Here is a 24,508-nt window from a genome sequence, read left to right on the forward strand (position 1 = left end):
GGGCCCACGCGCTTACTTCGCAAGTAAAAGCTACAGCTGCAGAGGCAGCAGCGAAGTTGTGCGCGAGTGCTCACCGGAGCGTCGGATGCTGATGTCCGGTCGACCTTCCATTTAGGGCTGCCACGGATCGAGGGGCACAGCCTCCCTCCAACGCGGACACCGAATGCTCAGCCATGGCTGCCCGCTGCCTCACCTTCCCAGCACTATTCACGCGGTGACAAAAAAGGGGTCCTACAAGTGAAACTAGCAAGACATATTGCATTGGTGGTGACTGCTGCAATTCTCGCCTCCGGAGGCGGCACAGTGGTATCCACCATTTCAGCGCAGCCAGCCCAGGCGGCCGTATCACAGCCTCAAATCGACGCGGCGGTGGCGCGAATTCTGGGTGATACCAACGCCGAACGCAGTAAAGCCGGGCTGACGCCCCTGAAACTGAACACGGCCATGAACACTGTTGCCCAGAACTGGAGCCAAGTGATGGGCGACGGCCGGGGCATGGTTCACAACCCTGACTACGCCTCTCAGATTCCTCAGGGCTGGCAGGGCGCCGCTGAAAACGTTGCCTACGGCTATTCACCCAGTAGCGTTACCGGGGGCTGGATGGGCTCAGAAGGTCACAAGCGGAATATCCTGGGGACTTTTACCCACATTGGAATCGGCTACTACATCGACGATCGTGGCCGTGGCTGGTTTACGCAGAACTTCGGCAGATACGAAGTTCCCAACTTGACCATCATCAATGAACCGGTTACCACCGTAGGCAAGTTCGAATTTACCTCCACCTGGGCAGCTAAATGGGACGAGCCGGTCGACGGCTACAGCGTTGAACTGTCTTCCGCCGACGGCACTCTTCTGCGTACAGAAAGCATCACTGTTCCCACCGTTACCTTTACGGGCCTGACTGACCGCACCGCCTACACGGTGAAAGTGGCCGCACTGAAAACGGACGCTCTCGGGACGCTTCACGTCTCCCCAGCAAGGACGTATGCGGTCACCACGCTTGAAGACCTTCCGAGTGTCACTGCCCCCTCAAGCCTCATGCTGAGTTCCACTGACACCAGTGTCACAGCAGCCTGGGCAGCACCACTTTCCTCTTATGGCGTGGTCTTGCCTTACCGGGTTGAACTCCTGGCGGCAAATAAGGCTGTAGTTCAGACCGCTGAAACCTCGGACCTGAATTATGTCTTCCTTAACCTCACCAGCAACACTGACTACACAGTGAGCGTCACGGCGAAAACACAGGTGCGGGACAACACGGCATCTGCCTTTGCCAGCAAAACTACCAAGACTGCTCCTTCTTCAGCAGCCGCAGTCACCGATCCAACCAACTTCGCAGTCGTCAGTGACACCCACAGCAGCATCAAAGCCACTTGGGCAGAACCAACAACCAGGACCGGTGAAGGGCTGACGTACAAGCTGACCCTCTCAACTCTTGGAAAGCCTGATGTGGTCGCCGAAACGGCATCACTGGCTCACACCTTCCCCGGGCTGACCGGGAACACGCGTTACAGCGTGAAAATCCAAGCCAGCATTACAGCGGAGAACGGCGCCAACAAAAGCACCAGTGCCGGTGTCACTAGGAACGTCACCACGCTAATCAACGATGACGCTGTTTCTGTTACCGCCCCCACCCTCCTGCCCATCAACGTGGAAGCCAGGAACGCGACCCTTAGCTGGAATGCGCCGGCAACAGTGGTGGGGAAGCTTGTTGATTACGCGGTAACCGTGACGCAAGCAGGTCAGGCCGACAGAGTATTTAAGACAACGGCAACCACCTATGTCGTCTCGGACCTGCAGGAAAATGTTTCCTACACCTTTGGTGTGAAAGCCAACGCCGCTTCCCTCAACGGGAAGAACCTTGCCTCTGCCAGTTCGGCGCCCGCCACGCATACAACTCCATACGCGGCTGACACGGTCGCCGTTGGTGCCCCACGTCTTTTGGGACTAACCGCTCCTACTTACAGCGTGATCACTGCCTCCTGGGCCGCGCCTTCACCTGTGGCGGGCAGCATCACCGGCTACACGGTTACCCTCAGGTCCGGTAATACTGCCCTGAGCACAAGGACCGTTACGAATTTGAGCACCACCTTCACCGGCCTTACAGCTAACACGAACTATTCGGTGGAAGTGGTCGCCCACGCTGTTTCAGCAGACGAAACAAAGACGGCAGTTTCCGCTGCTGTCAGCGCCGCAATCACAACGCCGGCGAGCATTTCCGCCCCCAATGCACCAACATCTTTCAAAGCCAGCTCGGTGACCCATAACTCAGCCGTCCTCACGTGGGACGCGCCCTCCGGAGTCATAGGAAATTTGAAGGACTACACAATTGTCCTCAAGCAGACGGGTATGGCCGACCGCACCGTTACAGCGACGGGCAATACCTACACGTTGACCGAGCTATTGGAAAACACGTCTTACACTGCACAAATTGCTGCAAACATCACATCCGCTCTCGGCACGGGTACACTCACATCCCCTAGCGCGGCTACGGAATTGAAAACACTGATGCCGTTCAATGACGTTAACGGAAGCATCTTCATCAAGGAAATTTCGTGGATGAAGGACAAAGGCATTTCCACCGGCTGGGATGACGGAAGCTACCGCTCGCTGCAGCCCGTCAACCGCGACGCCATGGCAGCCTTCATGTACCGCCTGGCAGGCAAACCGGCCTTCACCGAACCGGCCGTCTCACCCTTCATCGACCTGCCTGTCGGCACCCAGTTCTACAAAGAAATCACCTGGCTCGCCGCCCAGGGCATCTCCACCGGCTGGGACGAACCGGGCAACACCAAGAGCTACCGGCCGCTCCAGCCCGTCAACCGCGACGCCATGGCAGCCTTCATGTACCGCCTGGCAGGCAAACCGCCCTTCACCGAACCGGCCGCCTCACCCTTCATTGACGTATCCGGCAGCACCCAGTTCTACAAAGAGATCACCTGGCTCGCCGCCCAGGGCATCTCCACCGGCTGGGACGAAGCAGGCAACACCAAGAGCTACCGCCCCTTCCAGCCCGTCAACCGCGACGCCATGGCCGCATTCATGTACCGCTACAACACCAAGTTCGGCTCCAACTAACAAGCCAAACTAAAAGCTAACAAGCCAAACTAAAAGCGTGTGGGACCCGGAAACTCGTTCCGGGCCACACGCTTATTTGGAGTCCCCGCAAATGTAAGTAGCAGCAGATGTCGTTTTGAGGCGTCAAAACGACATCTGCTGCTACTTAGTTGGGGGGACGAAACCTACCGGTACCCGTCCACGATGGCCGCCGCGATCTCCTTGTAGGCCCGCCGGGTCTCGGGCTTCAGCACGTCCAGGGTGACCAGGTCGCCGTCGGCCACACCTCGGTCGTGCGGGACCGCGATGAGCTGGCGGCAAATCCCGGCGAGGTGTTCCTCGATGGCGTCCTTGTCCACGCGGGAGGAGACCTCGTCCTTGTCCGTGATCACCACAATCGCGTTCCGGGCCAGGTCCTCGTACCCGTGGCTGGCCAGCCAGTGCAGGGTGCTGCGGGCGCGCTTTGCCCCGCTCACGGCATACCCGGCCGCGATCACCAGGTTGTCGGCCGACTGCAGGATCCCGCTCATCGCGTTGTGGGTCACGCCGGTGCCGCAGTCGGTCAGGGCCACGGAGTAGTAGTTGGAGATCAGCTTGCGGATCCGCAGGTACTCGGCGGCCGTCAGCGAGTCGGAGACCTCCGGGTCCTGCTCCCCCGCGATCAGGTGCAGCCGCCCGGCGTGGTGCATGTACCGGGCCAGGGCGGTGAGCGAGTCCACCGATTCGATGTTCGCGAGCAGGTCCGTGATGGTGCGCGGGCTGGCCTGCTGGTAGATCCCCTCGCCCAGGGCACGCTCCACGAGGTCACCGGAGTCCGGGTTGGCGTCGATGGCGCAGGGCGCGTCGCCGCGGAATTCGGCCAGGGTCAGGCCCACCCCCACCGTGGTGGAGGTTTTACCGATGCCACCCTTGAGGCTCAGCACCGCCGTGTTGTAGCTGCCCTGCAGCTGGCGGGCGATGCGGCGGGCCAGTTCGTCCTCGTCGCGCTGCTTGGCGCTGGGCCCCAGGTTCCAGGCCCCGCCGGTCAGCGCGTAGATCGCGCCGCGGAGGCCGCCCACGGGCCGGGGCTTCTGCTCTTTCACGAACAGGCCCGGGGAGCTGATGAAGTCAGGCATGGGCGCCTCGGCGATCACATCCGCCGCCGTGGGCCGGATGCGCCGGAACGCGGGTGCTTCCTCAGGAACGTACGACGACGGCGGCGCGGCAGTGTCGGCGTCGTACGCCACCGCGGTGGCGAGGGAGCTGCGCTCCTCCGGCTGCGCGGGCTGCGGTTCTTGTACCTGCTGTTGCTGAGCGCGCTGCTGCGGCTGCGCGGTAACCGGCGGCTTGGCAGGCCGGCGGGTGGGCGCCGGAACGTGTGCCGCAGGTTTGGCTTGGTCGGCGGCGGCCGCGGCCTCCGCCCAGGAGCTGCGGCGCGGTACCGGAGTGCCGCCGTCGGGCGTGGTGGAAGGCTCGGGAGTTACGGCTGGCATGGTTCCTGTCTGGGCATCCGAAAGCGCTCCGTCGGCGCGGCGGAGGTCGCGGCGTCGTCGGGACGGTTGCGGCTGCCCTGCATCCTCTGCAATGGCATGTGCGTTGTGATCCGCCGGATCGGGCATGTCTGTCCCCCAGGACTTCGGCTCAAGGTTCTGCGGCACTATATACGGACTGTTTCAGTCAACCAGTCTAGGCGCTGAGGCAGAAGATGAGCTCAGTGGCGGGTCAGTGCGGCCACCACAACGCACGCGGTGAGCACCAACAGGACGGTCAGGACGGCGTAGGCCTGCCACTTCGGGCGGCCCTTATGCGGGTTGATATCAACATAGGGCATGGCTAGCTGCGGTCACTCCTTGTGGCGGTGGCGGTCACCCGTATCGCGCGCCGCTTGAGGCGGAGCACTTGGTACATCGCACAAAAAGGAATCAGCAGTGTGCCCAGAAGAGCGCAGAGCGCCAGGGCATAGTCAATGAGAGCCAATGCGGCCTCCCTCGGTTAGCAGTGATCCCCCATGCGATCAGGGGTCACGCTAGCCGTAAGTCACAGCCGTTGACAAATCATGCAAAGGTTACTGAGCTTTGGAGGCCGCTTCGGCCCATGACCACCCGACGGGACGGCGCCCGTTTACCGGTTCATTGCCAGCAACACCACCGCTGCCGTGGCCACTGCCAACGCAACCAGCAGGACGTACGAAGCCAGCTTCAATCGACGACGGCGGAGCTCCCGCCGGGACTCACGCACCGTCCAGGTCCCCCCATGTTTACCCATGCCAAAATCGTAGGAACGAAGCCTCAAGGTTTGCTCAAGTCGTACCGAATGTGACGCGCAACGCGGGGTCAGTCACGGTCCATCGGGGAGCATTCCATGGGCCGGGAATGGCCCCGCGTTGATCTGTGGCCGTCTTGGCGGTTCGCGGCCGACGAACAAAACTTCCCGCAACTGCAAACTTTTCCTTCCTCCCGGAACAGGGCCGGTGCCCTTACTATCAGGGAAAGCGCTTTGTGCGATCCGAGGAGGTCCCCTTGAACAGGCACCATCGGTCGCGTGTGCTGCTCCTCTCCGCCGCGCTGTCCGGGGTCCTCGCCCTCACCTCGTGCGGCGGCCTTCCCGTGCCGGCACCCACGACCGGGACGCAGGACACCAGCCAGGCCTCCGCACCGCCGCCAACTCCGGCGCCCGCGAACCCCTCCGATCCCTACCCGTCCCCGGCGGGCCCAACGTCCGGGCCCGATCCGACTTCCGCTCCGGCCCCGGACCAAACGTCCGCGCCCGATCCGACGACCGTTCCGGCCCCGGACCCAACGTCCGGCCCAACGCCCGGTTCAACGCCCGACGGCGGCAGCACCGCCGTCGCGCTTTCCAGCTTTTCGGGGACGTCCGCTGACGTGAAGTACACCTTTGACCACCCCTCCGACTGGACCGTGCAGGACTCCGCGACGGGAGGCGCGCCGGGTTCCGGGGCGGTGTCGGTGCTGGGCGCCGACGGAACGGTGCTGGCGTCGCTGACCATCCTGGTGGCGTGGGGTGCTGAGTGCCCGTGTGTGGAACGTCCCGCCGTTCACCTCGGTGATGTGGACGGGGTGGTGCAGCTGTCGAAGTCCGGCGCGTTCGTGGTGCGGTCCATGGCGGTGGACCTGACGGAGTTCCCGGAGGACCGCGCGGAGAACCAATGGCCGGACAACGTCCGGGTGGTCACGTCCCTCAGCATGAACGCGGGCCCGCCGCCCGCTGCCCTGGTGCCGCGGCTGATGTACGGACTGGGCCTGGTGGAAACGGGGGTGGTGGCCACCAACGGCATTACCCACCGCACGGTTCTCTTCATCGCCAGCGGCGACTTCAACACGATTGCCGAAGCGCAGGCCTACGCGGCGTCCGACGAGCACAAGAAGGTTGAGGCGATGATCGCTTCCTTCCGGGAGGGCACCATCTAGCGAACCGAGCCTCCCGTAGCCGGACATGGGCAAGCTCACCCCCATATACTCAAGCAACTTGATCAATCTGCTTGTACAATTGAGGGATGACCGACGTATCGGGCGACCAAGCGCTCACGCACTCCCTCTTCGAAGCCCTGCACCCGCTGCTCCGGCAGCTCAACGCCGAGCGCACCATCTCGCCGGGCAAAATCGGCGTGCTTCGTCATCTTGCGGAGCGCGGGAGGGCGACGACGACGGAACTTGCCGTTGTCGTCCGGGTCAGCCCCCAGGCCATTTCGCTCGCCGTGCGTGAGCTGGAAGGACTGGGGTTTGTGGAGCGCGCCCCCGACGCCGACGACAGGCGCCGGGCCTGGATTGAGATCACCCCGGCGGGCAGGCAGAAGCTGGCCCGGGAATCCTCCGCCGGTCAGGGCTGGCTTGACCGGGCCGTCACCGAGCGGCTGAGTCCGGACGAGCGGAAATCCCTGGCGGCGGCCATTCCCGTGATCCGGAAGCTTGGAGCGGAGCCGGCCAATGACTGAAACGCGTTCACCCCTGGTCCCGGCGCTGGTCTACGCCGCGCTGTCCACCGCCATTGTGAGCTCGCTGGGCATGCTGCTGGTGCCCACCATCTCCCGCGAAATGGACGTGTCGGTGGGCACGGCGCAGTGGATGCTCACGATCAACCTCCTAGTCGGCGCGGTCGCAACCCCCGTGATGGGCCGGCTCAGCGACGGGCCGCACAAGAAGAAGCTCCTGCTGTGGGCGCTGCTGGTCATCCTGCTCGGGTCCGTCATCGCCGCGCTGGCGCCCAACTTCACGGTCTTCCTGATCGGCCGGGCGCTCCAGGGCCTGACCTACGGAATCGTTCCGGTGACCATCGCCCTGGCCCGCCGCTACGTCGCCGCCGACAAAGTGCGGTTCGCCATTTCAAGCCTGTCGGTGACGGTCGCAACGGGCCTGGGGATCGGCTACCCGCTGACGGGAATCATCGCCGGAACGTTCGACTTCCGGTTCGCCTTCTGGTTTGCCGCACTGTTTGTGGTCACGGCCATCATCGTCGTCTTCCGCGTAGTGCCGGCCGGACCTGATGAGCGCGCCCCGCGGGTGCCGTTCGATTACACCGGCGCAGGCCTGCTGGGCCTCGGCCTGGGTGTCCTTCTCCTGGGCATCAGCGAAGGCCCCAACTGGGGCTGGAACTCGCCGCTGACCATCGGCGCGTTCATCGTGGCCGCGGCACTGCTTGCGGCCTGGGTCCTGGCAGAACTGCGCAGCCGGAACCCGCTGATCAACCTCCGGGTCCTCCGGAACGGGGAAGTGCTCCTGGCCAACAGCACCGCGATCGGGCTGGGCGCCGCGATGTACATCGGCCTCTCCATTTCCAGCCTCATCGCCCAGGCTCCCGCCTCCACCGGCTACGGTATCGCCCTGCCCGTATTCTGGGCCGGCTTCGTGATGTTCCCCCTGTCGGTGGGAAGCTTCAGCGCAAACCGCCTGGTCCGCCGCCTCGCGCACCGGGTCCGGCTGACCACGCTGCTTCCGATCGGCGCCGGAATCATCGCGGCGGCCGGGATGCTGCTCTGGTTTGCGCACAGCCAGCTATGGGAAATCCTGGTCGGAATGCTGGCCCTGGGCCTGGGCATGGGTGCGAGCTATGCCGCCATGCCGGCGCTGATCGCCCGCAGCGTGGCCAACGATGAACTGGGCAGTTCCGTGAGCTTTAACCAGGTCCTGCGGACCGTGGGAAGCTCGTTCGGCACCGCCGTCTCCGGCGCGGTGCTCGCGGCCAACATGGCGCCGGATCTTCACCCCACGGGGCGCGGCATCAGCGCGACACTTGAAATCGGCGCGCTGCTTTGCACTGCGGTGTTCCTGGCCTTGCTCGTCCACGCCCTGATTACGCGTTTCCGCCGGACACCGGCTGCGCCGGCCGGGGCCCTCCGCGACTGATCCTCCGCGACTGATCCCGCGCCGCCCGCCCAACGACCAACGGGGGGGTCGCTCCATGCCCAATAATCCCTCGTTATCGGGCCGGGAGTGACCCTCCCCACCCGCACCCTAGCCTCGCAAGCTCGGCCGGGGAACCCTGCGGGCATGGGCCCCCGTTGCTGTTAGTGGAGCGGACGCGTTTCCTGCAGCCGCTTGATGAACCAGCGCGACTGTTCCGGGCCGTAGGGCAGCACAGGGATGGCCTTGGTGGCGTCCGAGGGTGCTTCGCGGATGGAACGCTGGGCCTGCCGGACCGCGGTGGTCATGGTGTTGGCCATGGTCTTGACGAACTGGTCCGTGCAGGGCTGGCCGTGGCCGGGGATGAGGAATTCGTAGCGGTGGCGCAGGGCTGAGATGTGCCGCAGGGAGTCGGCCCATTCCTCCGGATAGGAGTCCTCGAAGGACGGGTGCGCGCCCTGCTCCACGAGGTCGCCCGCGAACAGGGTGGTGGGGGTGCCCACCAGCAGGTCGCCGTCAGTATGGCCGCGGCCCAGATGGAAGAGGGTGACGGTGAGCCCGCCGAGGTCCACCAGCACGGGCTGGTCCCTGACGATGGCGTTGGGCACCACCAGCTCCACGTTCTCGCCTTCACCGGTGGACATCTCCGGCTCCAGCGTTCCCACAAAGCGGCGCTGCAGGTCCCCATGGCTGTCGATCTCGCGGGCACAGTTCTCGTGCGCCCAGAACTCGGTCACGCCGTCGGAAGCGAACACGGCGTTGCCGAAGAAATGGTCGTAGTGCGCGTGGGTATTGACGACGACGAGTGGCAGCTCCGTCTTCTCCCGCACCGCGGCCAGGATCTCGCGCCCCTGCCGCGGCCCGCAGCCGGTGTCCACCACCATGGCCCGCTCCGAGCCAATCACCAGGCCGGTATTCAGCAGCGAACCTTCGGTGACCAGCACGTAAGTATCCGCGCCGACTTCGAGCCATTCTGACATTGTTACTCCGTACCTCCGGATGCACGTTGCGTTCTTCTGGCCTCGATTCTACCCACGGGACCCCCGGGTTTCAGGGAGGCTGGACGGGTGCGGGACGCCCGGCGGCGGCGCTCCCCCGGCCAGGGCCGAAGCCCCGGCTCGCGCCTGTTGACATGCACCGGAGAGATCCGGACCATTTGTTGGGAGAGCCGGAATATCCAGTTCTCACCCATCGGACGGTGTGGAAAGGTGTGGGAAATGAACAAGGAGCCCTCGGGAAGCCTCGAGATCAGCCAGCTCGCTCAAATCGACTCCCTTATTACCAAGGCGCAGTCCCGCGGCTTGGGCATATCCGATGTTTTCAAGACGCATATCACTGAAGAACAGGCAGCAGCCACACCAGACATACACCACCCACTGTTCGATCTGTCAGACCATGATCGGGAGCTTATAGTCCAGATCCGGGAACTGGCCTCACAGCTGGACCACACGGCCTCGATCGGCGAACTGGTTGAACTCCGAGGACAGATCGTTCAGGGTCTTAATCAAGGCTGATGTGGCCGAGACCGTATGGACAGCAGCCGTAGGTGCATTCCTCGCCTGCTGGATGCTGGCCAGCATCCTGAATCAGGCGTCGTTGCCCTGGTGGCAGAGGGTAGTTCAAAACGATGTGCTTGGCCTGCTTCCCCGCTGGACGTTTTTTGCGCCCAATCCCGCCCACGAGGACGTCCATGTCGTCTACCGTGACCAGGCATCGGGCACCTGGGGAGGGTGGCGTCCCCTAACCGTCGCGCCTCCGGACGCACGGATGCGGTGGATTTGGAACCCCGGACGATTTGAACGCAAGGCGTCCATTGACCTTGTCAACGGCCTCCGGCGCAGCCGTTTCCGTCTCAAGGAGAACCCGGAGGCGCTCATCGTCTGCACCCCGTATGTGGGCTTGCTGGGCTGGGTTGCCCGGCAGAGGGTGGAACCGGGGGCCACCCATCGTCAGTTCGCTGTTGTCACTAGCGAGGGGTTCCCGCCCCAACAGAAACTGACTGTTGAGTACGTGTCAGAAGTGCATCGCCTTGATCCTTGACCCGGCGCAGGCCCTGGACCTGACGAGCCGCCTGGCCGCCGGTGCCGCATTGGTCGGCAATTGGGAAATGTTCGCGGCGCGCAGGACGTTTTCGACGGCGGGCGTGTTCCACCTCGACGGTGTACAGGGCCTTCACTGGAAGCCAAGCCGCCTTCTCCGGATCCTCGGCGGCCGCGAGATGGCTGTCCTGGGCATCGGTGCTGCAGGCTGCCTCGCCCTGATACTGGCCGGTCCATGGGGTGCAACGGGCGTTGTGGGCCTGGTACTTGCCTTGTCGGCCCGGCTGGCAATGGCCCAGCGGCGCATCATTGGCGGCGACGGCGCGGAACAACTGACAACGTTGACGCTTGTGGTGGTGCTCCTCGCCGCCGCGCCCGTCAGTTCGCCGCAGCGAATCCAGTTTGCCGTGGCTTTCATAGGAGGGCAGGTAATACTGGCGTATCTTACGTCCGGGGTGTCCAAGCTCGCTTCGCCGCTCTGGCGAAACGGATCGGCCATGACGGGAATTATTCATACCCAGACGTATGGACTGCGCGCGGTGGCGCTGGCGTTGGACCGCATTCCGCGGAGCAGCCTCATTCTCGGCTGGGCGGTGATGTTGTTCGAATCAGCGTTTGTGTTGTTGCTTTTCGGCCCGCATTGGCTGGTCATAGCGGTGTTGGCCTGCGCTTTCATCTTTCACTTAGGCTGTGCCGTTGTCATGGGCCTTAACGACTTCCTGCTGGCCTTTCCCGCGACATTTCCGTGCGTACTGATGGTTGCGCAATGGTTATCGGGCGCCGTATCCGGTGGCGGCTCCGTGTAATTGGCCCCGGTTGCGCTGTGCGGCTCATTTCGTCAGAGCGGCCCAGGCCGCCAGGAACTTGTCCGCAAGATAAGCGTGGCCGGCGGTGTTCGGGTGCGCTCCGTCAGCATCGAATCCCGGGCTGTTGGCACGCGTGAACCAGCCGGCCTCGTAGGCGTCGATGAACGGGGCGTTGGCCGCTGCGGCCCCGGCGCGGACGGCCGTGTTCGCGCCGCGCAGTTCCTCCGCGAGGGGCTGCGGGGCGGAGGGCCCAAGAACAAGCACCTGGACGCCGGGCCAGAACCTGCGGGCCGCGTCGATGGTCTGCGCCGTGGCGGTCTTGAGTTCGTCGGGGTTGTTCAGCTCCGAGTCGTTCTGGCCGCCCTGAAGAATGAGGACGTTGGGGACGAAGCGCGGGTTCCGGGAGATTTCGCGCAGCCGTACTTCGTACTCCAGTCCGCGGTCGTCCTGCGGACCTCCGCCCCACGCGAAACCGGTGCCGCCCACACCGTCGATGTTGGTGGGGTACCCGAGGGCGCGGGCAACAACGTACGCCCACCCCTGGTCCTCCCGGTCTGCACCCGTCCCGGCGGTGTACGAATCGCCAAGAATAAGGAACACGGGCTTGGCGGGAAGCTCAATCCGCAGCCGGGAGGCAGCCGCAGTGGCAGTCCCGGAAGCAGTGGCCGCGGGCGTTGGTGTCGGGGCCGCGGATGCAGCAGCAGTTGGCGCCGCGGCAGAGCGGGCGGGCAGCGGGCTGGCGGGTTCGCCTGCGCCCCGCGGATTCGTCAGGGCAAGAGCTGCCACGCCGAAAGCAGCCACCGCCAGCACAAAGAGGGCACCGTATTTGAGCCACTCCTGCCTTGTCAGCCTGGGTCTCCCGCCGTTTCTCGTCACCCGGCACATCTTACTGGCCCCGCAGGACCCACCGCCCCGTGAAGGCAGTATCCGCCCTGGGGCACCGGCTGCCCCGGCCCGGGCAGGCCCGGCCCGGGCTTAATCTGAGTGATGACTGATCAAAGGAACACCTGGCACGACAAACACAAAGCTTCCTTGACCAAAGGTCAACGCGCCGCCGACATCATGCGGAACGGGATGGGAAGCTGGCCCTTCGTGGGGAGTTTCATAGGCTTCATGATCATCTGGGCCGCCATCAACAGCTGGGCGCTGGCCACCAGGGCATGGGATCCATACCCTTACATCCTCCTGAACCTGTTGCTTTCCATGTTGGCAGGCCTCCAAGGCGCCATTCTCCTCATCGCCGCCAAGCGACAGGACGCCATCGCCGCGGCCATGGCCCAGCACGACTTCGACACCAACATCAGGGCAAAGGAAGAGATCGAACTTCTCATAAGCATTAACCGTGAGCAGCTGGAGATACTGCAGGAATTGAAGAAAACGGCGGCTCTGACGAACGTCAACGTCGAGGGCCGGTCAGGCCCCTGAGAGAACGCCATTCCGAACGAATCACATCCTGCCGCGTCCGGGTTTAAGCTGATCATGCCAGTTGCGTCTGGCCGGCCCGGGCGCGCCCCGACTCCTCGGAGAGTGATTCGTATGAGCGGCTACGAGACAGTGTTGGCAGGCCTTGACGCGGAACTCGGCTGGGTCCGGGACTTCTACACCCACCTCCATCAACATCCCGAGCTGAGCCTTGAGGAGCAGCAGACCTCCCGCCTGGTCGGGGAGAAACTCACCTCGTTCGGCTATGACGTCACGCACCTGGGAGGCACCGGCGTCGTCGGCGTCCTCCCGAACGGCGACGGCCCCACGGTCCTGGCGCGCGCGGACATGGACGCGCTCCCCGTCACTGAAGCCACGGGGCTCCCCTACTCCTCGGAGGTGGAAGGGGTGATGCACGCCTGCGGGCACGACGTGCACGTCAGCACGCTGCTCGGGGCCGCCAAGCTGATGGCGGACGGCCGCGGGGCCTGGTCCGGGACCTACATCGCGCTGTTCCAACCGGCCGAGGAGATCGGCGCGGGTTCCCGGGCAATGGTCGACGACGGCCTGGTCACCAAGGTGCCGCGGCCCGACGTCGCGCTTTCCCAGCACGTGATGCCCATCGCGGCGGGAACGCTGGCCACCACGGCCGGGCCGGTCCTGTCCGCCGGGGATTCGCTGAAGATCACGGTGTACGGCAAGGGCGCGCACGGGTCCATGCCGCATATGTCGGTGGACCCGGTGGTGCTGGCGTCCTCGATCGTGCTGCGGCTGCAGACCATTGTGGCCCGCGAGACGAAGCCCGGGGACTTCGCGGTGGTCACCGTCGGGGCGCTGAATGCGGGGACGAAATCGAACATCATCCCGGACCGCGCCACACTGCTGCTGAACATCCGCACCTACGACAACCAGGTCCGGTCCGCGGTGCTCGCCGCGATCGAGCGGATCGTCCGGGGCGAGTGCGCCACAGCCGGATCTCCGCAGGAACCCGGGTTCGAGTACTACGACCAGTTCCCGCTGACCAGTAACGACGCCGCCGTCACGGAGAAAATCACGGCGGCCTTCACCCGGCACTTCGGCCCGGGCGCCGTGCTCGCTGCCACGCCGCAGACCGCGTCGGAGGATTTCAGCCGCATCCCGGACGCCTTCGGCGTCCCGTACACCTTCTGGCTCCTGGGCGGCCACGACCCGGAAAAGTACCGCGCCGCCGTCGAACGCGGGACGGTTTCCCAGGACATCCCCGGGAACCACTCCCCCTTCTTCGCGCCGGTGCTGGATCCGACGCTGTCCCTGGGCGTGCAGGCCCAGGTTGTTGCCGCGATGTCCTACTTAGCCAAGGATGCTTAGGCCATGAGCACTGCCGTGGCGCTGCTGGCGCTGGTGTGGTTAAGATGAAAAAGTGACCTGCCGGCAGACAGCCGGCAGCAGCAACAAACCGTAGGAGTACACCATGGGTTTGGATGACAAGATCGAAAACGCCGCAGAGAAGCTGGGTGGCAAGGGCAAGGAAGCCGCCGGGAAAGCCACCGGTGACGAGAGCCTGCAGGCGGAGGGTAAGACTGACCAGGCCAAGTCGGACCTGAAGCAAGCCGGCGAGAAGGTCAAAGACGCTTTCAAGAAAGACTGACTCCGGATCAGATGGAAGGGCGCCGCTCCATGATGGGGCGGTGCCCTTCCGCGTTCCACGTCTGGATCGCGGCCCGCGGTTCGGTGGAGTACGCAGGCCCGGGCGCAGCCGAGCACGCATCGCAACGGCCAACAAACTGGTGGGGGCAATCCAGGGGATCTATGGCGTCCCCGGTTGAAAGTCTGACTCGCATGTGACCCCCTCCGTTCCCGGCCGCGTCGCGAAAGGCCGGCGCGCTGACCGTCTAAGGTAAAGCGGCAATGGTGCCGGCGGTGACCCCAGTGGCTACCAACCCTGAAAGCCCCGCCGGCAGCTTAAGTAAATCGAATAGGCCGACGCGATTCACGAGTAACCAGTACTCAATTTTTGCAGCCCCACTACGCACCAGGAGACAGCCGGGCACAGGAATGCGGGCGGGTAGACTGGCAGGAGGTGAGCCGGGAAGTCTGGTCGGCATGTTCTTTGTCGACCCACTGTTTAGGACACCTTCATGGGCAAGAATCCCTCCCTTCCTCCGCGTTCCTCCGTCCTGGGACGGGGAAGCTACGGCGAAGTGCTGCGCATCGGCGCCATCCTGCGGAAGGAAACCGTTGGCGGCATCCTGCTTGTCGCCGCAGCGGCTATCGCCCTGGTCTGGGCAAATTCACCGCTTTCCGGCAGCTACTTCGCGTTGCGCGACGTCCGCATCGGGTACGAGCCCTGGCATCTGGAACTGAGCCTGGGATCCTGGGCTGCCGACGGACTGCTGGCCATCTTCTTCTTCCTCGTCGGGCTGGAACTCAAACGTGAGTTCGTGGCCGGCGACCTTCGCCAATTCAGCAAGTCCGTGGTGCCCGTCGCAGCCGCCGTCGGAGGCGTCGCAGTGCCTGCGGTTATCTATGCGCTGATCAATCTCACCAGTCCCGGGACTTTGCGGGGCTGGGCCATCCCGACGGCAACGGACATCGCTTTCGCCGTAGCTGTGTTGGCGATCATCGGTTCCCACCTGCCCAGTGCGCTGCGGATCTTCCTGCTGACGTTGGCCGTGGTGGATGACCTGCTGGCCATCAGCATTATCGCGGTGTTCTATTCCAGCGATATCCAGGCCGGGCCGCTGCTGCTGGCCCTCATTCCGCTGGCGGCATATACCTTCCTGGCCCAGAAGTGCCGCCGGTTCTTCGGCACGAAGCCTGCCGCGGCGTGGCTGATCCTTCTCCCCTTGGGCGTGCTCACGTGGGGGTTGGTGCACGCCTCCGGCATCCATGCCACTGTCGCCGGCGTGCTGCTGGGGTTCGCCATCCCGGTGATCCGGTCCGCTGCCGGCGGCGGCCCCTCCGCGGGTCCCGGCCTCGCCGAGATCTTCGAACACAGGTTCCGGCCGATTTCCGCAGGCATCGCGGTCCCGGTCTTTGCCTTCTTCTCCGCCGGAGTGGCCGTGGGCGGCTGGGACGGCCTGATCGCGGCGGTGACCGACCCCGTGGCCATCGGCATCATCGTGGCCCTGGTACTGGGCAAACCGGCCGGGATCCTTGGCACCACCTGGCTCCTGACCAAGGCCACCCGGGCGTCGCTGGACAAGTCCCTGAAGTGGATTGATGTGTTCGGGGTGTCCCTCCTGGCCGGGATCGGCTTCACGGTCTCGCTCCTCGTGGCGGAGCTGAGCTTCGGACAGGGCAGCGTCCACGATGACCACGCCAAGGTGGGGATCCTCGCCGCGTCGCTGCTGGCCGCCCTCCTGGCGTCGGCCGTGCTGGTCACCCGTAACCGCCAGTACCGTGCCGTGGAGGCGGAAGAGGCCTTCGACACAGACCGCGACGGCGTCCCTGACGTCTACGAGGAAGACCACCGCTCCTGACCTGACCCGGGGCCCGGATCAGTGGTGCGGACCGGGACCGGGATGCGGGTGCGGGGGCACGTGACTGTGCAGGTGCGGCGGCACGGGTGGCGGGCCGCCGTGAGGCAGCGGGTGCGGGGGCGGCGGACCGCCGTGAGGCAGCGGGTGCGGCGGCCCCGCGGGCCATTCGCCGCCGTCGTTCCGTCCGTCATTAGCCGCGGCAGCGGCCGTAGTCTGCGGCACAGTTTCCCCGGCTGCCGCCGGGGCCTCGTCCCGGCCTGCTCCCGTGGCCGAACCTTCCTCGGAAGCGCCCGGGTAGAGCCCGTAGTAGCTGTAGAGTTCCTGTTCCTGCGTCTCCGTGATCGCGCCGCGGTCACTGTCGATGCGGGGGCCGTTTTTCACCGTGTCCTTCGCGAACGCGACCCTGATCACGGATTCCTCGAGGCTGGCGCCCGAGAGCGGGGCGAAGGATTCGGACATGCCGAACAGCCCCGTCCGCACGGTGACGAATACCGGCTCCCCGGAATCCCCGCTGGTGAAGATCTGTTCCACGGAGCCGATTTTCTCACCGGCGACGTCCACAACGACGCCTCCGTTGAGGACGATGTTGTCTATGTCCTGCAGGCTGAGCATGAGGCACATCCTTCTCGTGAGCGGTTCCGCGGATAGTTGCCGGGCTGTCCTATTCTGTCCTTATTCTGAGCACCGGCGACAGGGTCCGTTCTCCCGGTACCGGCTGAACGGACGGCGGTTACGGCTCTAACGCGCGGCCTCGTCGAGCAGTTGCCGGCGGGGCGGCTGGAGCCGGCTTGGTGGCAGTGACGGCGACGTACCAGGTCACCCCGGCGCCGACGAGGGCCGCGAGGAGAATCCAGATTGCGGCCCGGACCTTCGGGCGGAAACAGCTGCGCTCATCGGTCGGCCGGCTTCGTTCCACGGCCAACGGCGACAGGTGCAGCCAGCTCGTCGGCTTTGCACCCGGCACAGCAGGAACCCGCAGGCTCCTTACCGGCAGTCCGGGCAATTTCGATCACCACAGGGGCAGATGCTGTGGAGGTCTTGTCGACGGGCGCGCAGCAGTCATCGTCCTCTTCCGCGTGATTGTGACCGCCGGCGGTGTGCGGCGTGGCGCAGCAGGCCTCACCGCGCCAGGCGTTGATGCCTTCCCGGACGGCGATTCCGGCAATGATCAGTGCCGCGCCGGCATCGGCCCACCACCAGCCCAGAGTGCTGTTAAGCACCAAGCCAACCAACAAAACGGCCGAGAGGTATGTGCAGAGCAGCGTCTGCTTCGAATCCGCCACGGCGGTCCTGGAGCCGAGTTCCCGTCCGGCGCGGCGCTGCGCCCAGGACAGGGCGGGCATGATCGCCAGGCTCAGGGCAGCGATCACGATCCCTGGCGTCGAGTGCTGGGCCTCTCCCGCGCCCGTGAGTGACCGGAGGGCGTCTACGGTCACGAACGCGGCGAGGGCGAAGAAGGAAATGGCGATGATCCTCAACGTCAGGCGCTCACGTCGCTCGGGATCCTTGGCAGAGAACTGCCAGGACAGCGCCAAGGCGGACGTCACCTCAATGACCGAGTCCAGGCCGAAGCCGATCAGCGCTGAGGAGTCGGCAACCCCGCCGGCCCAGAGCGCCACAACAGCCTCGATGACGTTGTAGGTGATGGTCGCAGCAGCGAACAGTCTGATCCTCCGGATCAAGACCGCGCGGCGATCCAAACTTGGTGCGTGGGTCAGCGCGGTCATACGAAGCACTCTCCGTCCGGGGCGCAGCACGCGGGGTCCACCGCAAGGACTACACCAAGCAGGTCCTTGATGGCGTGGCCAAGCCGGGCATCTGCCAGCTCATAACGGCTCCGCCGCCCATCGGGAACCGCAACGACCAGGCCGCAGCCGCGCAGGCACGTTAAGTGATTGGACATGCTCTGCCTCGACACTCCGAGGGAATCAGCCAGATCCGACGGATACGACGGCGCCTCCGAGAGTGACAGGAGTACCCGGGCGCGGGTCGGGTCCGAGACCGCATAGCCAAACCTGGCCAGCACGGGTGCTTGGGTGAGGGTTTCCATGCGGCCAAGGTACATCCATGAATGTATTCATGCAATCTTGTACTTTGCGCCGCTGCGCGGATAGCTGCGCGCAGAGCTGCGCGGAGAGCTGCGCGGAGATACGGACGGCATGAATGATGAGTTGCGGCGCAGCCCACAACGAACCGCCGACCCACCAGCCGGAGACTGACTACCCGGCGGCCGCCAGGGCCAGGACCGCCGCGAGCACGGTCACAGGCGCGACGATCAGGCCGAAGAGGGCGTAGCCCCGCCAGGTGATCAGGACGTTCATCCGCACCAGCCGGTCGTGCCAGAGCAGCGTGGCCAGCGATGCCCACGGCGTGATGAGCGGGCCGGCATTGACCCCGATCAGCAGGGCCGCCATGCGCTGCGGCGTCCGGGCCAGGGGTTCGGCCAGCAGGTAGGCCGGCAGATTGTTCAGCACATTGGAGCCGACCGCACCCGTGACGGCCAGCCGCAGCAGCTCCGGTAAGCCCTGGCCTTGCCCGGCGAGCTGGCCCACGATGGCTGAGGCGCCCAGGTGCCGGGCGGTTTCCATCACCACAAAGAGTCCGGAGGCGAACAGCAGCAGGGACCACGGAACCAGCTGCACCTTGAGGACACGGGGCCGCCGGAGCGCGAACACCACGCCCAGCACGAGGGCGGCAGCGACGGAGGGGATCCAGACCGGGACCCCGGACACCAGAGCGGGCAGCAGCAGCAACAGTACGACGGCGGTGCCGCCGAGGAGGACCCGGTCCGTCGCCGCCGTCGAGCTCCCGGCTTCCGCATCCGGCCTGATCCGCCCGACCGGGATCCGTGAATAGCGCTTGCGCAGATCGCGGCGGAAGACGATGCCAATGAATACCAACGGCACCAGAACCGCGGCGAGGGACGGCGCCCACATCAGAGCCGCAAAGCCGGCAGGACTGAGGCCGCCCAGGCTGTGCTGCGCCAGCAGGTTGGTCAGATTGGAAATGGGCAGCAGGAGACTCGCGGTGTTGGCCAGCCACACCGTCATCAGGGCAAAAGGAAGCGGCGGCAAGCCGGCCTGCCGGGTCACGCCCACCACCACCGGGGTCAGCAGCACCGCCGTCGTGTCCAGCGACAGGAAGATGGTGCTCAACGTTGCGAACACCGCCAGGAGCAGCATCAAGACAACGCTGTATCCGCGGCCCCAGTGCCGCAACCGGCGTGCAGTCCACAGAAAGACGCCCGCCTCACTCGCCAGCTCCGTCACCACGGTCATCGCGACCACAAACAACAGGATGGGAGCCACCCGGTCAACCAGCGCGGCCAGATCGGCCGGGGGCAGCGTCCCGGTGAAAACTGCCACGGCGCCAGCCGCCAGCAGCACCGCTCCAATGATCGCCAACCGCATGCACGGATTCTAGTCCGCACCCGTATGTCCAACCGCGACTACGGCCTCAACGTGGTCTGCGCCTACTATGGAGAAGCCAAGCCTGCAAGCCATTCGAGGAGATCCACCTTGCGTTCCCGCGTCGCTGTCATCATTCGTACCAAGGACCGGGGGCGGCTCCTCGGCCGGGCTTTGGACAGTGTCCTTGCCCAGACGTTCAGCGACTGGCAAATCGTCCTCGTTAACGACGGCGGAAGCCCGGCACAGGTGGATGAGGCCCTGGAACCGCGGCTGGCACGGCTCGAAGACAGGCTGGTACGCCTGGACAACGAGACCAGTGTCGGCATGGAGGCCGCCTCCAACCTTGGTATCCGGGCCGTGGACTCTGAGTTCATCGCTGTCCACGACGATGACGATGAGTGGGACCCGGAGTTCCTGGCCACCACTGTCACTTACCTCGAAGCGCACCCGGGCGACGGCGGGGTGAGCGTCGAAACGGAGATTGTCTTCGAACGTCTGACCCCCGAGGGCCGGGAGGTTGAAGACCGGGTCACCTTTGAACCGGACCTGCGGGGCATTACGTTGGTGGATCTGCTCCACTACAACCGGTTCGTCCCCATCTCCTTCCTCTTCCGCCGCTCGGTGTTCGACGAACTGGGCGGGTTCGACGAAAACCTTCCGGTGGTGGGCGACTGGGAATTCCACCTCCGCTTCCTTGTGCACCACCACATCGGCCTTATCAAGGGCAGGCCCTTGGCCTTCTGGAACCAGCGCCGTTCCGCCCTCAGCAGCGAGGCGAACAGCTTCATCGCCCGCACCGAGGAGCACCAGCTCTATTCCCTGAAAATCCGGGACCGCCTGGTCCGCGAGCACGCCCAGGAATTCGGGCTCGGCCCCCTGCTGTATCAGCGTGAACTTCTCGCAGCCGAAACGGGGCGCCTTCATCACCGGATGGAGGCGATCGGCCACCAGCAGTCCGAAGGGACTGCGAAGCTTGCCCGGCTGATGGATGATGTCCACCAGCTGCAGCGCACTGTGTGGGCCACCTCCCAGCCGCTCCCCCTCCGGGCCTTCCGCTCGGCCAGGCGGCGCCTGCGGGAACGGCGCGAAGAGCGCCAGCGCTCCCTGGAGCTCCAAATGCCGCGGCAGCACGGCGTCGTACATTCCGCAGCGAGCCTCGGCAAGGACCAAGGCGTTGCCATCTTCGGTGACGTCGGCCAGCACGAATACCATGTGGGCGATGAGGCGATGGCACACGCGGCCATCGCGGAGCTCCGGAAGCGCGGCTACGGGAACTTCGTGGTCCTGACGCACGATGTTGAGCAGGCATCGCAGCTGTATGGCCTGCCTGCTGCGAAACGGCCGGAGGTTCCAACGAACCCCTTCACCAGGCACCAGCTCCTGCAGGAGATCAAGCATCTTCTCGACGGCGGGCCGGCCACGGAGCGTGCCGCGGACGTGGTCCGGACCTTCCAGGAAGCGTTCAAGGGCTGCGGCACCCTGCTGCTGGCCGGCGGCGGCAATCTCACATCGCAATACGGCGGCCTGCTCACTGAACGTCTGGCGGCCATCCGGGTGGCGCATTCGATGGGCCTCAAAGTGGTGGTGTCAGGACAGACAGTGGGTCCGGTCCTCACAGGTCCGGACAGTGCAGAGGCAGCGGAAGCCCTGCGCCTGTGCGGTGCGGTGGGTGCCCGTGAACGGCACACGTACAACCTGCTGTCATCGCTGGATGTGGAGACGGTGCAGGTCCTGGACGACGCAGCCTTTTTCGCCCACGGGGTGGAATTGGACGCTTCGGACAGGCCGACGGCCGGGTACATTGCCGCCACGTTCGCGCCGGGGTCGGGCGCCATGCCGAGCAACGACTACCACCGGCACATGGCACGCCTGCTGGACCTCGCCTATGAGCAGCTGCAGCTTCCCATCCTGCTTCTCCCCCATGTATCAACGCTCGGAGCACAGGACGGGGACCAGGAGTGCCACGCCGCTATTGCACGACTCTCCAAAGCGCCGAACATCCGGGTGCTTGACCAGCGGCCCGCCGGGGAAACGGCAGCACTGACGGCCAACGCGGAACTCATCATCTCCAGCCGCTACCATCCCGTGATTTTTGGGTTGTCCGCCGGCGTCCCCGTCCTGCCGGTCGCCGTGGACTACTACGGTGAAGTGCGGATCGGCGGAGCACTGGAAAACTGGGGCCTGCGGCCGCTCCTGCGTTCACTGCGCCACCTCGCTGACGGCGGCGACACCAAGTGGGTCAACTCCGTCATTGGCCAACGGGCAGAGATAAGGAACCACCTTCAGCAGCAGGGGGAAAAGCTGGAGGCGTTCCACACCAGCTGGTGGGATTCCGTTGCCGCTGTCCTCGACGGCGCATCCACGCCGGTGACTCCCGCCCCGCTTCCCGTGGTGAACAGCAGCTTCTCGCTGATTCTGGAACAGGCCGAAAGCCAGGAGGCAGCCCGCCTGAACGCCAGCAACGAGATGGCCATCGGCAACCTTGCCCAGCACAGGGACTGGCTCGAGGGTGAGCTTAGCCAGCGGACAGGACGGCCGGACCCCCTTAGCCAGGGACTTGCGGTGCTCTCGCAGGCCGGCCAAAAGCTGCTCAGGCGGAAGCCGTCCCTGGCAGCCGCCAAGCGCCTGGCGGCGCGTCTAACGCGGTAGCCGTTCGGAGCAACTGGAGCCCCCGCCTGTGAATGTGGGCGCTAAATGGCGTTTTTTTGCGGCGCTAAATGTCGCCCTGGTAGTCCGCAAGGGCCCTGTGGACGGCCGTCGCAGCTCTATAGGCGCAAAGACAAGGTGTTCAGTGCCTAAAAGGAGACTTCCTTCCCAGGAAAACGGGCCTACTGTCCTCGCTGCAGGCCAGCTTGCCACAATGACTTCGTCTTCAAGCATGGTCCTTGTGCCTTCCTCCCCAGTCATAGCCGAGTCTCGCCTGGGATCTTCGCCTGGACAGCATCGGGTCCTGTATCAGTTCACCCCTCCGTCGTTACTGCGGCGTTATTGCCTCCCCCTCGTGGCCGCACCCGGGCAAGGGGCTGCTGGCTGGGTCCCGCTAGATTGACCGGACACCCGCGGCCAACCAAAGGGCGTTGGTGATGGCCAAAATACCTATCGAATGGACCTAGCACTGGCCCAGGCACTCCAAGCAACGCAGTCTGGTGGCCGGAGGCAGACGGCGGCTTCCTCAATTCGCAGTGTTCTGGAAACCCTTCGTTATTGAGAGTTCAGAAATAGTCCGCCTTCTCCGCTCATGCAGATGACTTCAAACGCTCCGGGCAACCAGCCGCAGTGCAACCCGGCTGAGTCGGTTGACGTGAAAATTCCGCGGCGGGCGAGACCCGTCGCACCTCTAGCCGCGCATGGAACCCTGGGTCTAGACTCAGGATCCACGGGACAGGGACGTCATAGGTGCGCTGATGCATGTCAGGTGTCTATGGGGAATTCCAAGTGTTCCACTGTGGCCGCCCTCTTTCAGGCGAATGACGAAGGGACTGTGCGATGCCGTACAACGACACTCCACGACTGGGCGGCGACATGGGAGAGTTCAGCGACGAGCTGAACATCCGTGAGCGGAGGACCTTCCCCGACGTCTCGGGCGACGATCGTTTGTATCGCCGACTCACAGACATCGTCGCTGTCATGACCGCGAGCGGTTCCAGCGCCGATGAGACCTACCACGAGGCGTTGCGAGGGCAGCGGGACGACGAGGAATTCGTCATTCTCGTCTTCAAGACCCTGGACGCGTTGAACGAGTCCGCGTACATCGAGCGCTGGGCGCTCGTGCAGCTCGCGATCGACCTGGAGCATCCCGTCGCTGGCGACTACCTTGCTGAGTTGGTGCGTCGGCCTATCCCGGAGGAGCAGTCCGAAGACCCCGGACACGGGCTGAGCACCGTGACCGAAGAGGTCATACTGCGAACCACCGCGATCGAGGGGCTCGCGAGGCTGCTGCGACGCGACGTCGATACGACCGAGACCCTGCTTGAGACGATCGCCTCGTCCGACTACGTTGCAATGCGCCGCGCCGCGTGGTTCGCGATCGCGGATAGCGGCCGCGATGACGCCGTCCAGCGCGCGCGGTCGATTCTCCAGGAGCGCGGCGATGGCTGGATCGCCGAGCTGCGCCGGATCCCGGTCGAGGAGGCCGAGCAGCACGATCCCAAACTCATCGACCCGCCGCGCGGCCGCACGCCTGCCCCGTATGGCGAGTGACCCAGGAAGAAGGAGATAATCATGGCGATCTGCGACGCGACTGTTCCCGACAAGACGGCATCGGGCGATGCGTTCTATGGCTCATCGATCTGCAGCCAGGTATACGTCGACTACTTCTGGGCCACATACCGGTTCGAGGGCAACAAGAGCTTTTGGACAGGCGGGTTCGGGTGGGAGGACTGCTGTAACACCGACCTGCCCCTCGCCCGAGCGTTCAACGGCTGCTACGCCCTCACCTACTCCGCGAGCGACTACCTCAACGACGACTATGCCGGCGCGTGTCTGAACTGGGCGCGGCGCTACGTCCGCGAGCACATCGACAACCTGCGCGCCAAGTGCTCGAACGGGTCGTACGTCGCGTACAACTCTGGTGGAACGGTCGAGCTCTACTCGAGCTTCTTCTACCAGAAGCATGTACCCGGGCGCGCCGAAACGCTACTCCACGAGTCGCGGCACGACGCACTCTCGCACAACGCGAAGTTCCCCAAGGGCTCCACGTTCGGCGAGGGCAAGGACGGCGCGGACTCCACCTGGGCCTACAACGGAGCGTGGATGTACGGCGCGCTATACCTGTGGTGGTACTACGCGCAGGGGGCTCGCACGACGAGCGCGCTGCGAGAGCTCGCGCGACAGAGAGCGAACGTCGTGATCGACGGCGCCTTCGCCACGCACCCCGGCTACTCCGTCTGAGAGGCGGTGGCACCTGACGGCGTCGGACCGTTGGCCAGCGGGAGAGTCAGTTCATATGAGGATCCTTCACCGCTACACATTTGCTGGCCC

Annotated in this window: 22 protein-coding genes; 14 read left to right on the forward strand and 8 right to left on the reverse strand. The window is 64.8% G+C overall.

The features are described from left to right. Positions 1–303 precede the first annotated feature (303 nt). Positions 304–3,075 carry a fibronectin type III domain-containing protein gene (locus IAQ70_RS01260; protein WP_190987483.1) on the forward strand — a complete coding sequence of 924 codons (2,772 nt, stop codon included), beginning with the start codon at positions 304–306 and terminating at the stop codon, positions 3,073–3,075. A 164-nt stretch (positions 3,076–3,239) separates the two neighbouring features. Here IAQ70_RS01260 and IAQ70_RS01265 read toward each other — a convergent pair whose 3' ends face one another. Both IAQ70_RS01265 and IAQ70_RS01270 read right to left on the reverse strand, forming a co-directional pair. Beyond that, positions 3,240–4,526: a MinD/ParA family ATP-binding protein gene (locus IAQ70_RS01265; protein WP_190987484.1), complete on the reverse strand. Its 1,287-nt coding sequence runs from the start codon at positions 4,524–4,526 to the stop codon at positions 3,240–3,242. A gap of 628 nt (positions 4,527–5,154) precedes the next feature. Next, entirely contained in the window at positions 5,155–5,298 is a 144-nt protein-coding gene (locus IAQ70_RS01270) for a hypothetical protein (protein WP_190987485.1), read from the reverse strand. A gap of 254 nt (positions 5,299–5,552) precedes the next feature. Between IAQ70_RS01270 and IAQ70_RS01275 the strand changes: the two genes are divergently transcribed. The 3 genes from IAQ70_RS01275 (at position 5,553) to IAQ70_RS01285 (ending at position 8,393) form a co-directional block, all read left to right on the forward strand. Further along, positions 5,553–6,461: a hypothetical protein gene (locus IAQ70_RS01275; protein ID WP_190987486.1), complete on the forward strand. Its 909-nt coding sequence runs from the start codon at positions 5,553–5,555 to the stop codon at positions 6,459–6,461. Positions 6,462–6,547: 86 nt separating this feature from the next. Then, positions 6,548–6,985, forward strand: a complete 438-nt coding sequence (locus tag IAQ70_RS01280) for a MarR family winged helix-turn-helix transcriptional regulator (protein ID WP_190987487.1) — start codon at positions 6,548–6,550, stop codon at positions 6,983–6,985. Further along, a complete protein-coding gene (locus IAQ70_RS01285; RefSeq protein WP_190987488.1) occupies positions 6,978–8,393 on the forward strand; it encodes an MFS transporter in 1,416 nt (471 codons plus the stop codon). Before IAQ70_RS01280 ends, IAQ70_RS01285 begins: the two co-directional genes overlap by 8 nt. Positions 8,394–8,554: 161 nt before the next feature. Here the strand turns inward: IAQ70_RS01285 and IAQ70_RS01290 are convergent, their stop codons facing one another. After that, on the reverse strand, positions 8,555–9,370 hold the full coding sequence (locus tag IAQ70_RS01290; RefSeq protein WP_190987489.1) for an MBL fold metallo-hydrolase: 816 nt from the start codon (positions 9,368–9,370) through the stop codon (positions 8,555–8,557). Between the two features lie 237 nt (positions 9,371–9,607). Between IAQ70_RS01290 and IAQ70_RS01295 the strand changes: the two genes are divergently transcribed. The 3 genes from IAQ70_RS01295 to IAQ70_RS01305 all read left to right on the forward strand — a co-directional run bounded on the left by IAQ70_RS01295 (position 9,608) and on the right by IAQ70_RS01305 (position 11,235). Continuing rightward, entirely contained in the window at positions 9,608–9,904 is a 297-nt protein-coding gene (locus tag IAQ70_RS01295; protein ID WP_190987490.1) for a hypothetical protein, read from the forward strand. A gap of 1 nt (position 9,905) precedes the next feature. Then, positions 9,906–10,430 carry a hypothetical protein gene (locus tag IAQ70_RS01300; RefSeq protein WP_190987491.1) on the forward strand — a complete coding sequence of 175 codons (525 nt, stop codon included), beginning with the start codon at positions 9,906–9,908 and terminating at the stop codon, positions 10,428–10,430. Positions 10,431–10,497: 67 nt separating this feature from the next. Then, positions 10,498–11,235, forward strand: a complete 738-nt coding sequence (locus tag IAQ70_RS01305) for a hypothetical protein (RefSeq protein ID WP_190987492.1) — start codon at positions 10,498–10,500, stop codon at positions 11,233–11,235. 24 nt (positions 11,236–11,259) lie between these two features. On the opposite strand, the gene IAQ70_RS01310 is transcribed toward IAQ70_RS01305, so the two are convergent. Next, on the reverse strand, positions 11,260–12,120 hold the full coding sequence (locus tag IAQ70_RS01310) for an SGNH/GDSL hydrolase family protein (protein WP_190987493.1): 861 nt from the start codon (positions 12,118–12,120) through the stop codon (positions 11,260–11,262). A gap of 102 nt (positions 12,121–12,222) precedes the next feature. On the opposite strand from IAQ70_RS01310, the gene IAQ70_RS01315 reads away from it, so the two are divergent. From IAQ70_RS01315 to nhaA, 4 genes are all read left to right on the forward strand, one after another. Continuing rightward, on the forward strand, positions 12,223–12,660 hold the full coding sequence (locus tag IAQ70_RS01315) for a DUF1003 domain-containing protein (protein ID WP_190987494.1): 438 nt from the start codon (positions 12,223–12,225) through the stop codon (positions 12,658–12,660). 111 nt (positions 12,661–12,771) lie between these two features. Further along, positions 12,772–14,004 (forward strand): amidohydrolase, encoded by a 1,233-nt coding sequence (locus IAQ70_RS01320; RefSeq protein ID WP_190987495.1) that lies wholly within the window; start codon positions 12,772–12,774, stop codon positions 14,002–14,004. A 103-nt stretch (positions 14,005–14,107) separates the two neighbouring features. Then, positions 14,108–14,284, forward strand: a complete 177-nt coding sequence (locus tag IAQ70_RS01325) for a CsbD family protein (RefSeq protein WP_190987496.1) — start codon at positions 14,108–14,110, stop codon at positions 14,282–14,284. A gap of 490 nt (positions 14,285–14,774) precedes the next feature. Beyond that, a complete protein-coding gene (gene nhaA / locus IAQ70_RS01330) occupies positions 14,775–16,118 on the forward strand; it encodes a Na+/H+ antiporter NhaA (RefSeq protein WP_190987497.1) in 1,344 nt (447 codons plus the stop codon). 18 nt (positions 16,119–16,136) lie between these two features. Here the strand turns inward: nhaA and IAQ70_RS01335 are convergent, their stop codons facing one another. The 4 genes from IAQ70_RS01335 to IAQ70_RS01350 all read right to left on the reverse strand — a co-directional run bounded on the left by IAQ70_RS01335 (position 16,137) and on the right by IAQ70_RS01350 (position 19,528). Next, a complete protein-coding gene (locus IAQ70_RS01335; protein WP_190987498.1) occupies positions 16,137–16,730 on the reverse strand; it encodes a hypothetical protein in 594 nt (197 codons plus the stop codon). Positions 16,731–17,008: 278 nt separating this feature from the next. After that, entirely contained in the window at positions 17,009–17,845 is an 837-nt protein-coding gene (locus IAQ70_RS01340; RefSeq protein WP_190987499.1) for a cation diffusion facilitator family transporter, read from the reverse strand. Continuing rightward, positions 17,842–18,168: an ArsR/SmtB family transcription factor gene (locus IAQ70_RS01345; protein ID WP_190987500.1), complete on the reverse strand. Its 327-nt coding sequence runs from the start codon at positions 18,166–18,168 to the stop codon at positions 17,842–17,844. Before IAQ70_RS01345 ends, IAQ70_RS01340 begins: the two co-directional genes overlap by 4 nt. Before the next feature lie 169 nt (positions 18,169–18,337). Continuing rightward, on the reverse strand, positions 18,338–19,528 hold the full coding sequence (locus tag IAQ70_RS01350) for an SLC13 family permease (protein WP_190987501.1): 1,191 nt from the start codon (positions 19,526–19,528) through the stop codon (positions 18,338–18,340). A 108-nt stretch (positions 19,529–19,636) separates the two neighbouring features. On the opposite strand from IAQ70_RS01350, the gene IAQ70_RS01355 reads away from it, so the two are divergent. The 3 genes from IAQ70_RS01355 (at position 19,637) to IAQ70_RS01365 (ending at position 24,418) form a co-directional block, all read left to right on the forward strand. Beyond that, entirely contained in the window at positions 19,637–22,177 is a 2,541-nt protein-coding gene (locus IAQ70_RS01355; RefSeq protein ID WP_190987502.1) for a polysaccharide pyruvyl transferase family protein, read from the forward strand. A gap of 837 nt (positions 22,178–23,014) precedes the next feature. Next, positions 23,015–23,728 (forward strand): hypothetical protein, encoded by a 714-nt coding sequence (locus tag IAQ70_RS01360; RefSeq protein WP_190987503.1) that lies wholly within the window; start codon positions 23,015–23,017, stop codon positions 23,726–23,728. Between the two features lie 21 nt (positions 23,729–23,749). Next, positions 23,750–24,418 carry a hypothetical protein gene (locus tag IAQ70_RS01365; protein WP_091420562.1) on the forward strand — a complete coding sequence of 223 codons (669 nt, stop codon included), beginning with the start codon at positions 23,750–23,752 and terminating at the stop codon, positions 24,416–24,418. Positions 24,419–24,508 lie beyond the last annotated feature (90 nt).

The sequence above is a fragment of the Pseudarthrobacter sulfonivorans genome, assembly GCF_014712225.1.
Classification (GTDB): domain Bacteria; phylum Actinomycetota; class Actinomycetes; order Actinomycetales; family Micrococcaceae; genus Arthrobacter; species Arthrobacter sulfonivorans.

Bases quoted from the DNA above. Each gene is read 5' to 3' on its own strand.
- IAQ70_RS01265 (WP_190987484.1), bottom strand. From the start codon at position 4,526: ATGCCAGCCGTAACTCCCGAGCCTTCCACCACGCCCGACGGCGGCACT.
- IAQ70_RS01270 (WP_190987485.1), bottom strand. From the start codon at position 5,298: ATGGGTAAACATGGGGGGACCTGGACGGTGCGTGAGTCCCGGCGGGAG.
- IAQ70_RS01280 (WP_190987487.1), top strand. From the start codon at position 6,548: ATGACCGACGTATCGGGCGACCAAGCGCTCACGCACTCCCTCTTCGAA.
- IAQ70_RS01285 (WP_190987488.1), top strand. From the start codon at position 6,978: ATGACTGAAACGCGTTCACCCCTGGTCCCGGCGCTGGTCTACGCCGCG.
- IAQ70_RS01290 (WP_190987489.1), bottom strand. From the start codon at position 9,370: ATGTCAGAATGGCTCGAAGTCGGCGCGGATACTTACGTGCTGGTCACC.
- IAQ70_RS01295 (WP_190987490.1), top strand. From the start codon at position 9,608: ATGAACAAGGAGCCCTCGGGAAGCCTCGAGATCAGCCAGCTCGCTCAA.
- IAQ70_RS01305 (WP_190987492.1), top strand. From the start codon at position 10,498: ATGTTCGCGGCGCGCAGGACGTTTTCGACGGCGGGCGTGTTCCACCTC.
- IAQ70_RS01310 (WP_190987493.1), bottom strand. From the start codon at position 12,120: ATGTGCCGGGTGACGAGAAACGGCGGGAGACCCAGGCTGACAAGGCAG.
- IAQ70_RS01315 (WP_190987494.1), top strand. From the start codon at position 12,223: ATGACTGATCAAAGGAACACCTGGCACGACAAACACAAAGCTTCCTTG.
- IAQ70_RS01320 (WP_190987495.1), top strand. From the start codon at position 12,772: ATGAGCGGCTACGAGACAGTGTTGGCAGGCCTTGACGCGGAACTCGGC.
- IAQ70_RS01325 (WP_190987496.1), top strand. From the start codon at position 14,108: ATGGGTTTGGATGACAAGATCGAAAACGCCGCAGAGAAGCTGGGTGGC.
- nhaA (WP_190987497.1), top strand. From the start codon at position 14,775: ATGGGCAAGAATCCCTCCCTTCCTCCGCGTTCCTCCGTCCTGGGACGG.
- IAQ70_RS01335 (WP_190987498.1), bottom strand. From the start codon at position 16,730: ATGCTCAGCCTGCAGGACATAGACAACATCGTCCTCAACGGAGGCGTC.
- IAQ70_RS01340 (WP_190987499.1), bottom strand. From the start codon at position 17,845: ATGACCGCGCTGACCCACGCACCAAGTTTGGATCGCCGCGCGGTCTTG.
- IAQ70_RS01345 (WP_190987500.1), bottom strand. From the start codon at position 18,168: ATGGAAACCCTCACCCAAGCACCCGTGCTGGCCAGGTTTGGCTATGCG.
- IAQ70_RS01350 (WP_190987501.1), bottom strand. From the start codon at position 19,528: ATGCGGTTGGCGATCATTGGAGCGGTGCTGCTGGCGGCTGGCGCCGTG.
- IAQ70_RS01360 (WP_190987503.1), top strand. From the start codon at position 23,015: ATGCCGTACAACGACACTCCACGACTGGGCGGCGACATGGGAGAGTTC.
- IAQ70_RS01365 (WP_091420562.1), top strand. From the start codon at position 23,750: ATGGCGATCTGCGACGCGACTGTTCCCGACAAGACGGCATCGGGCGAT.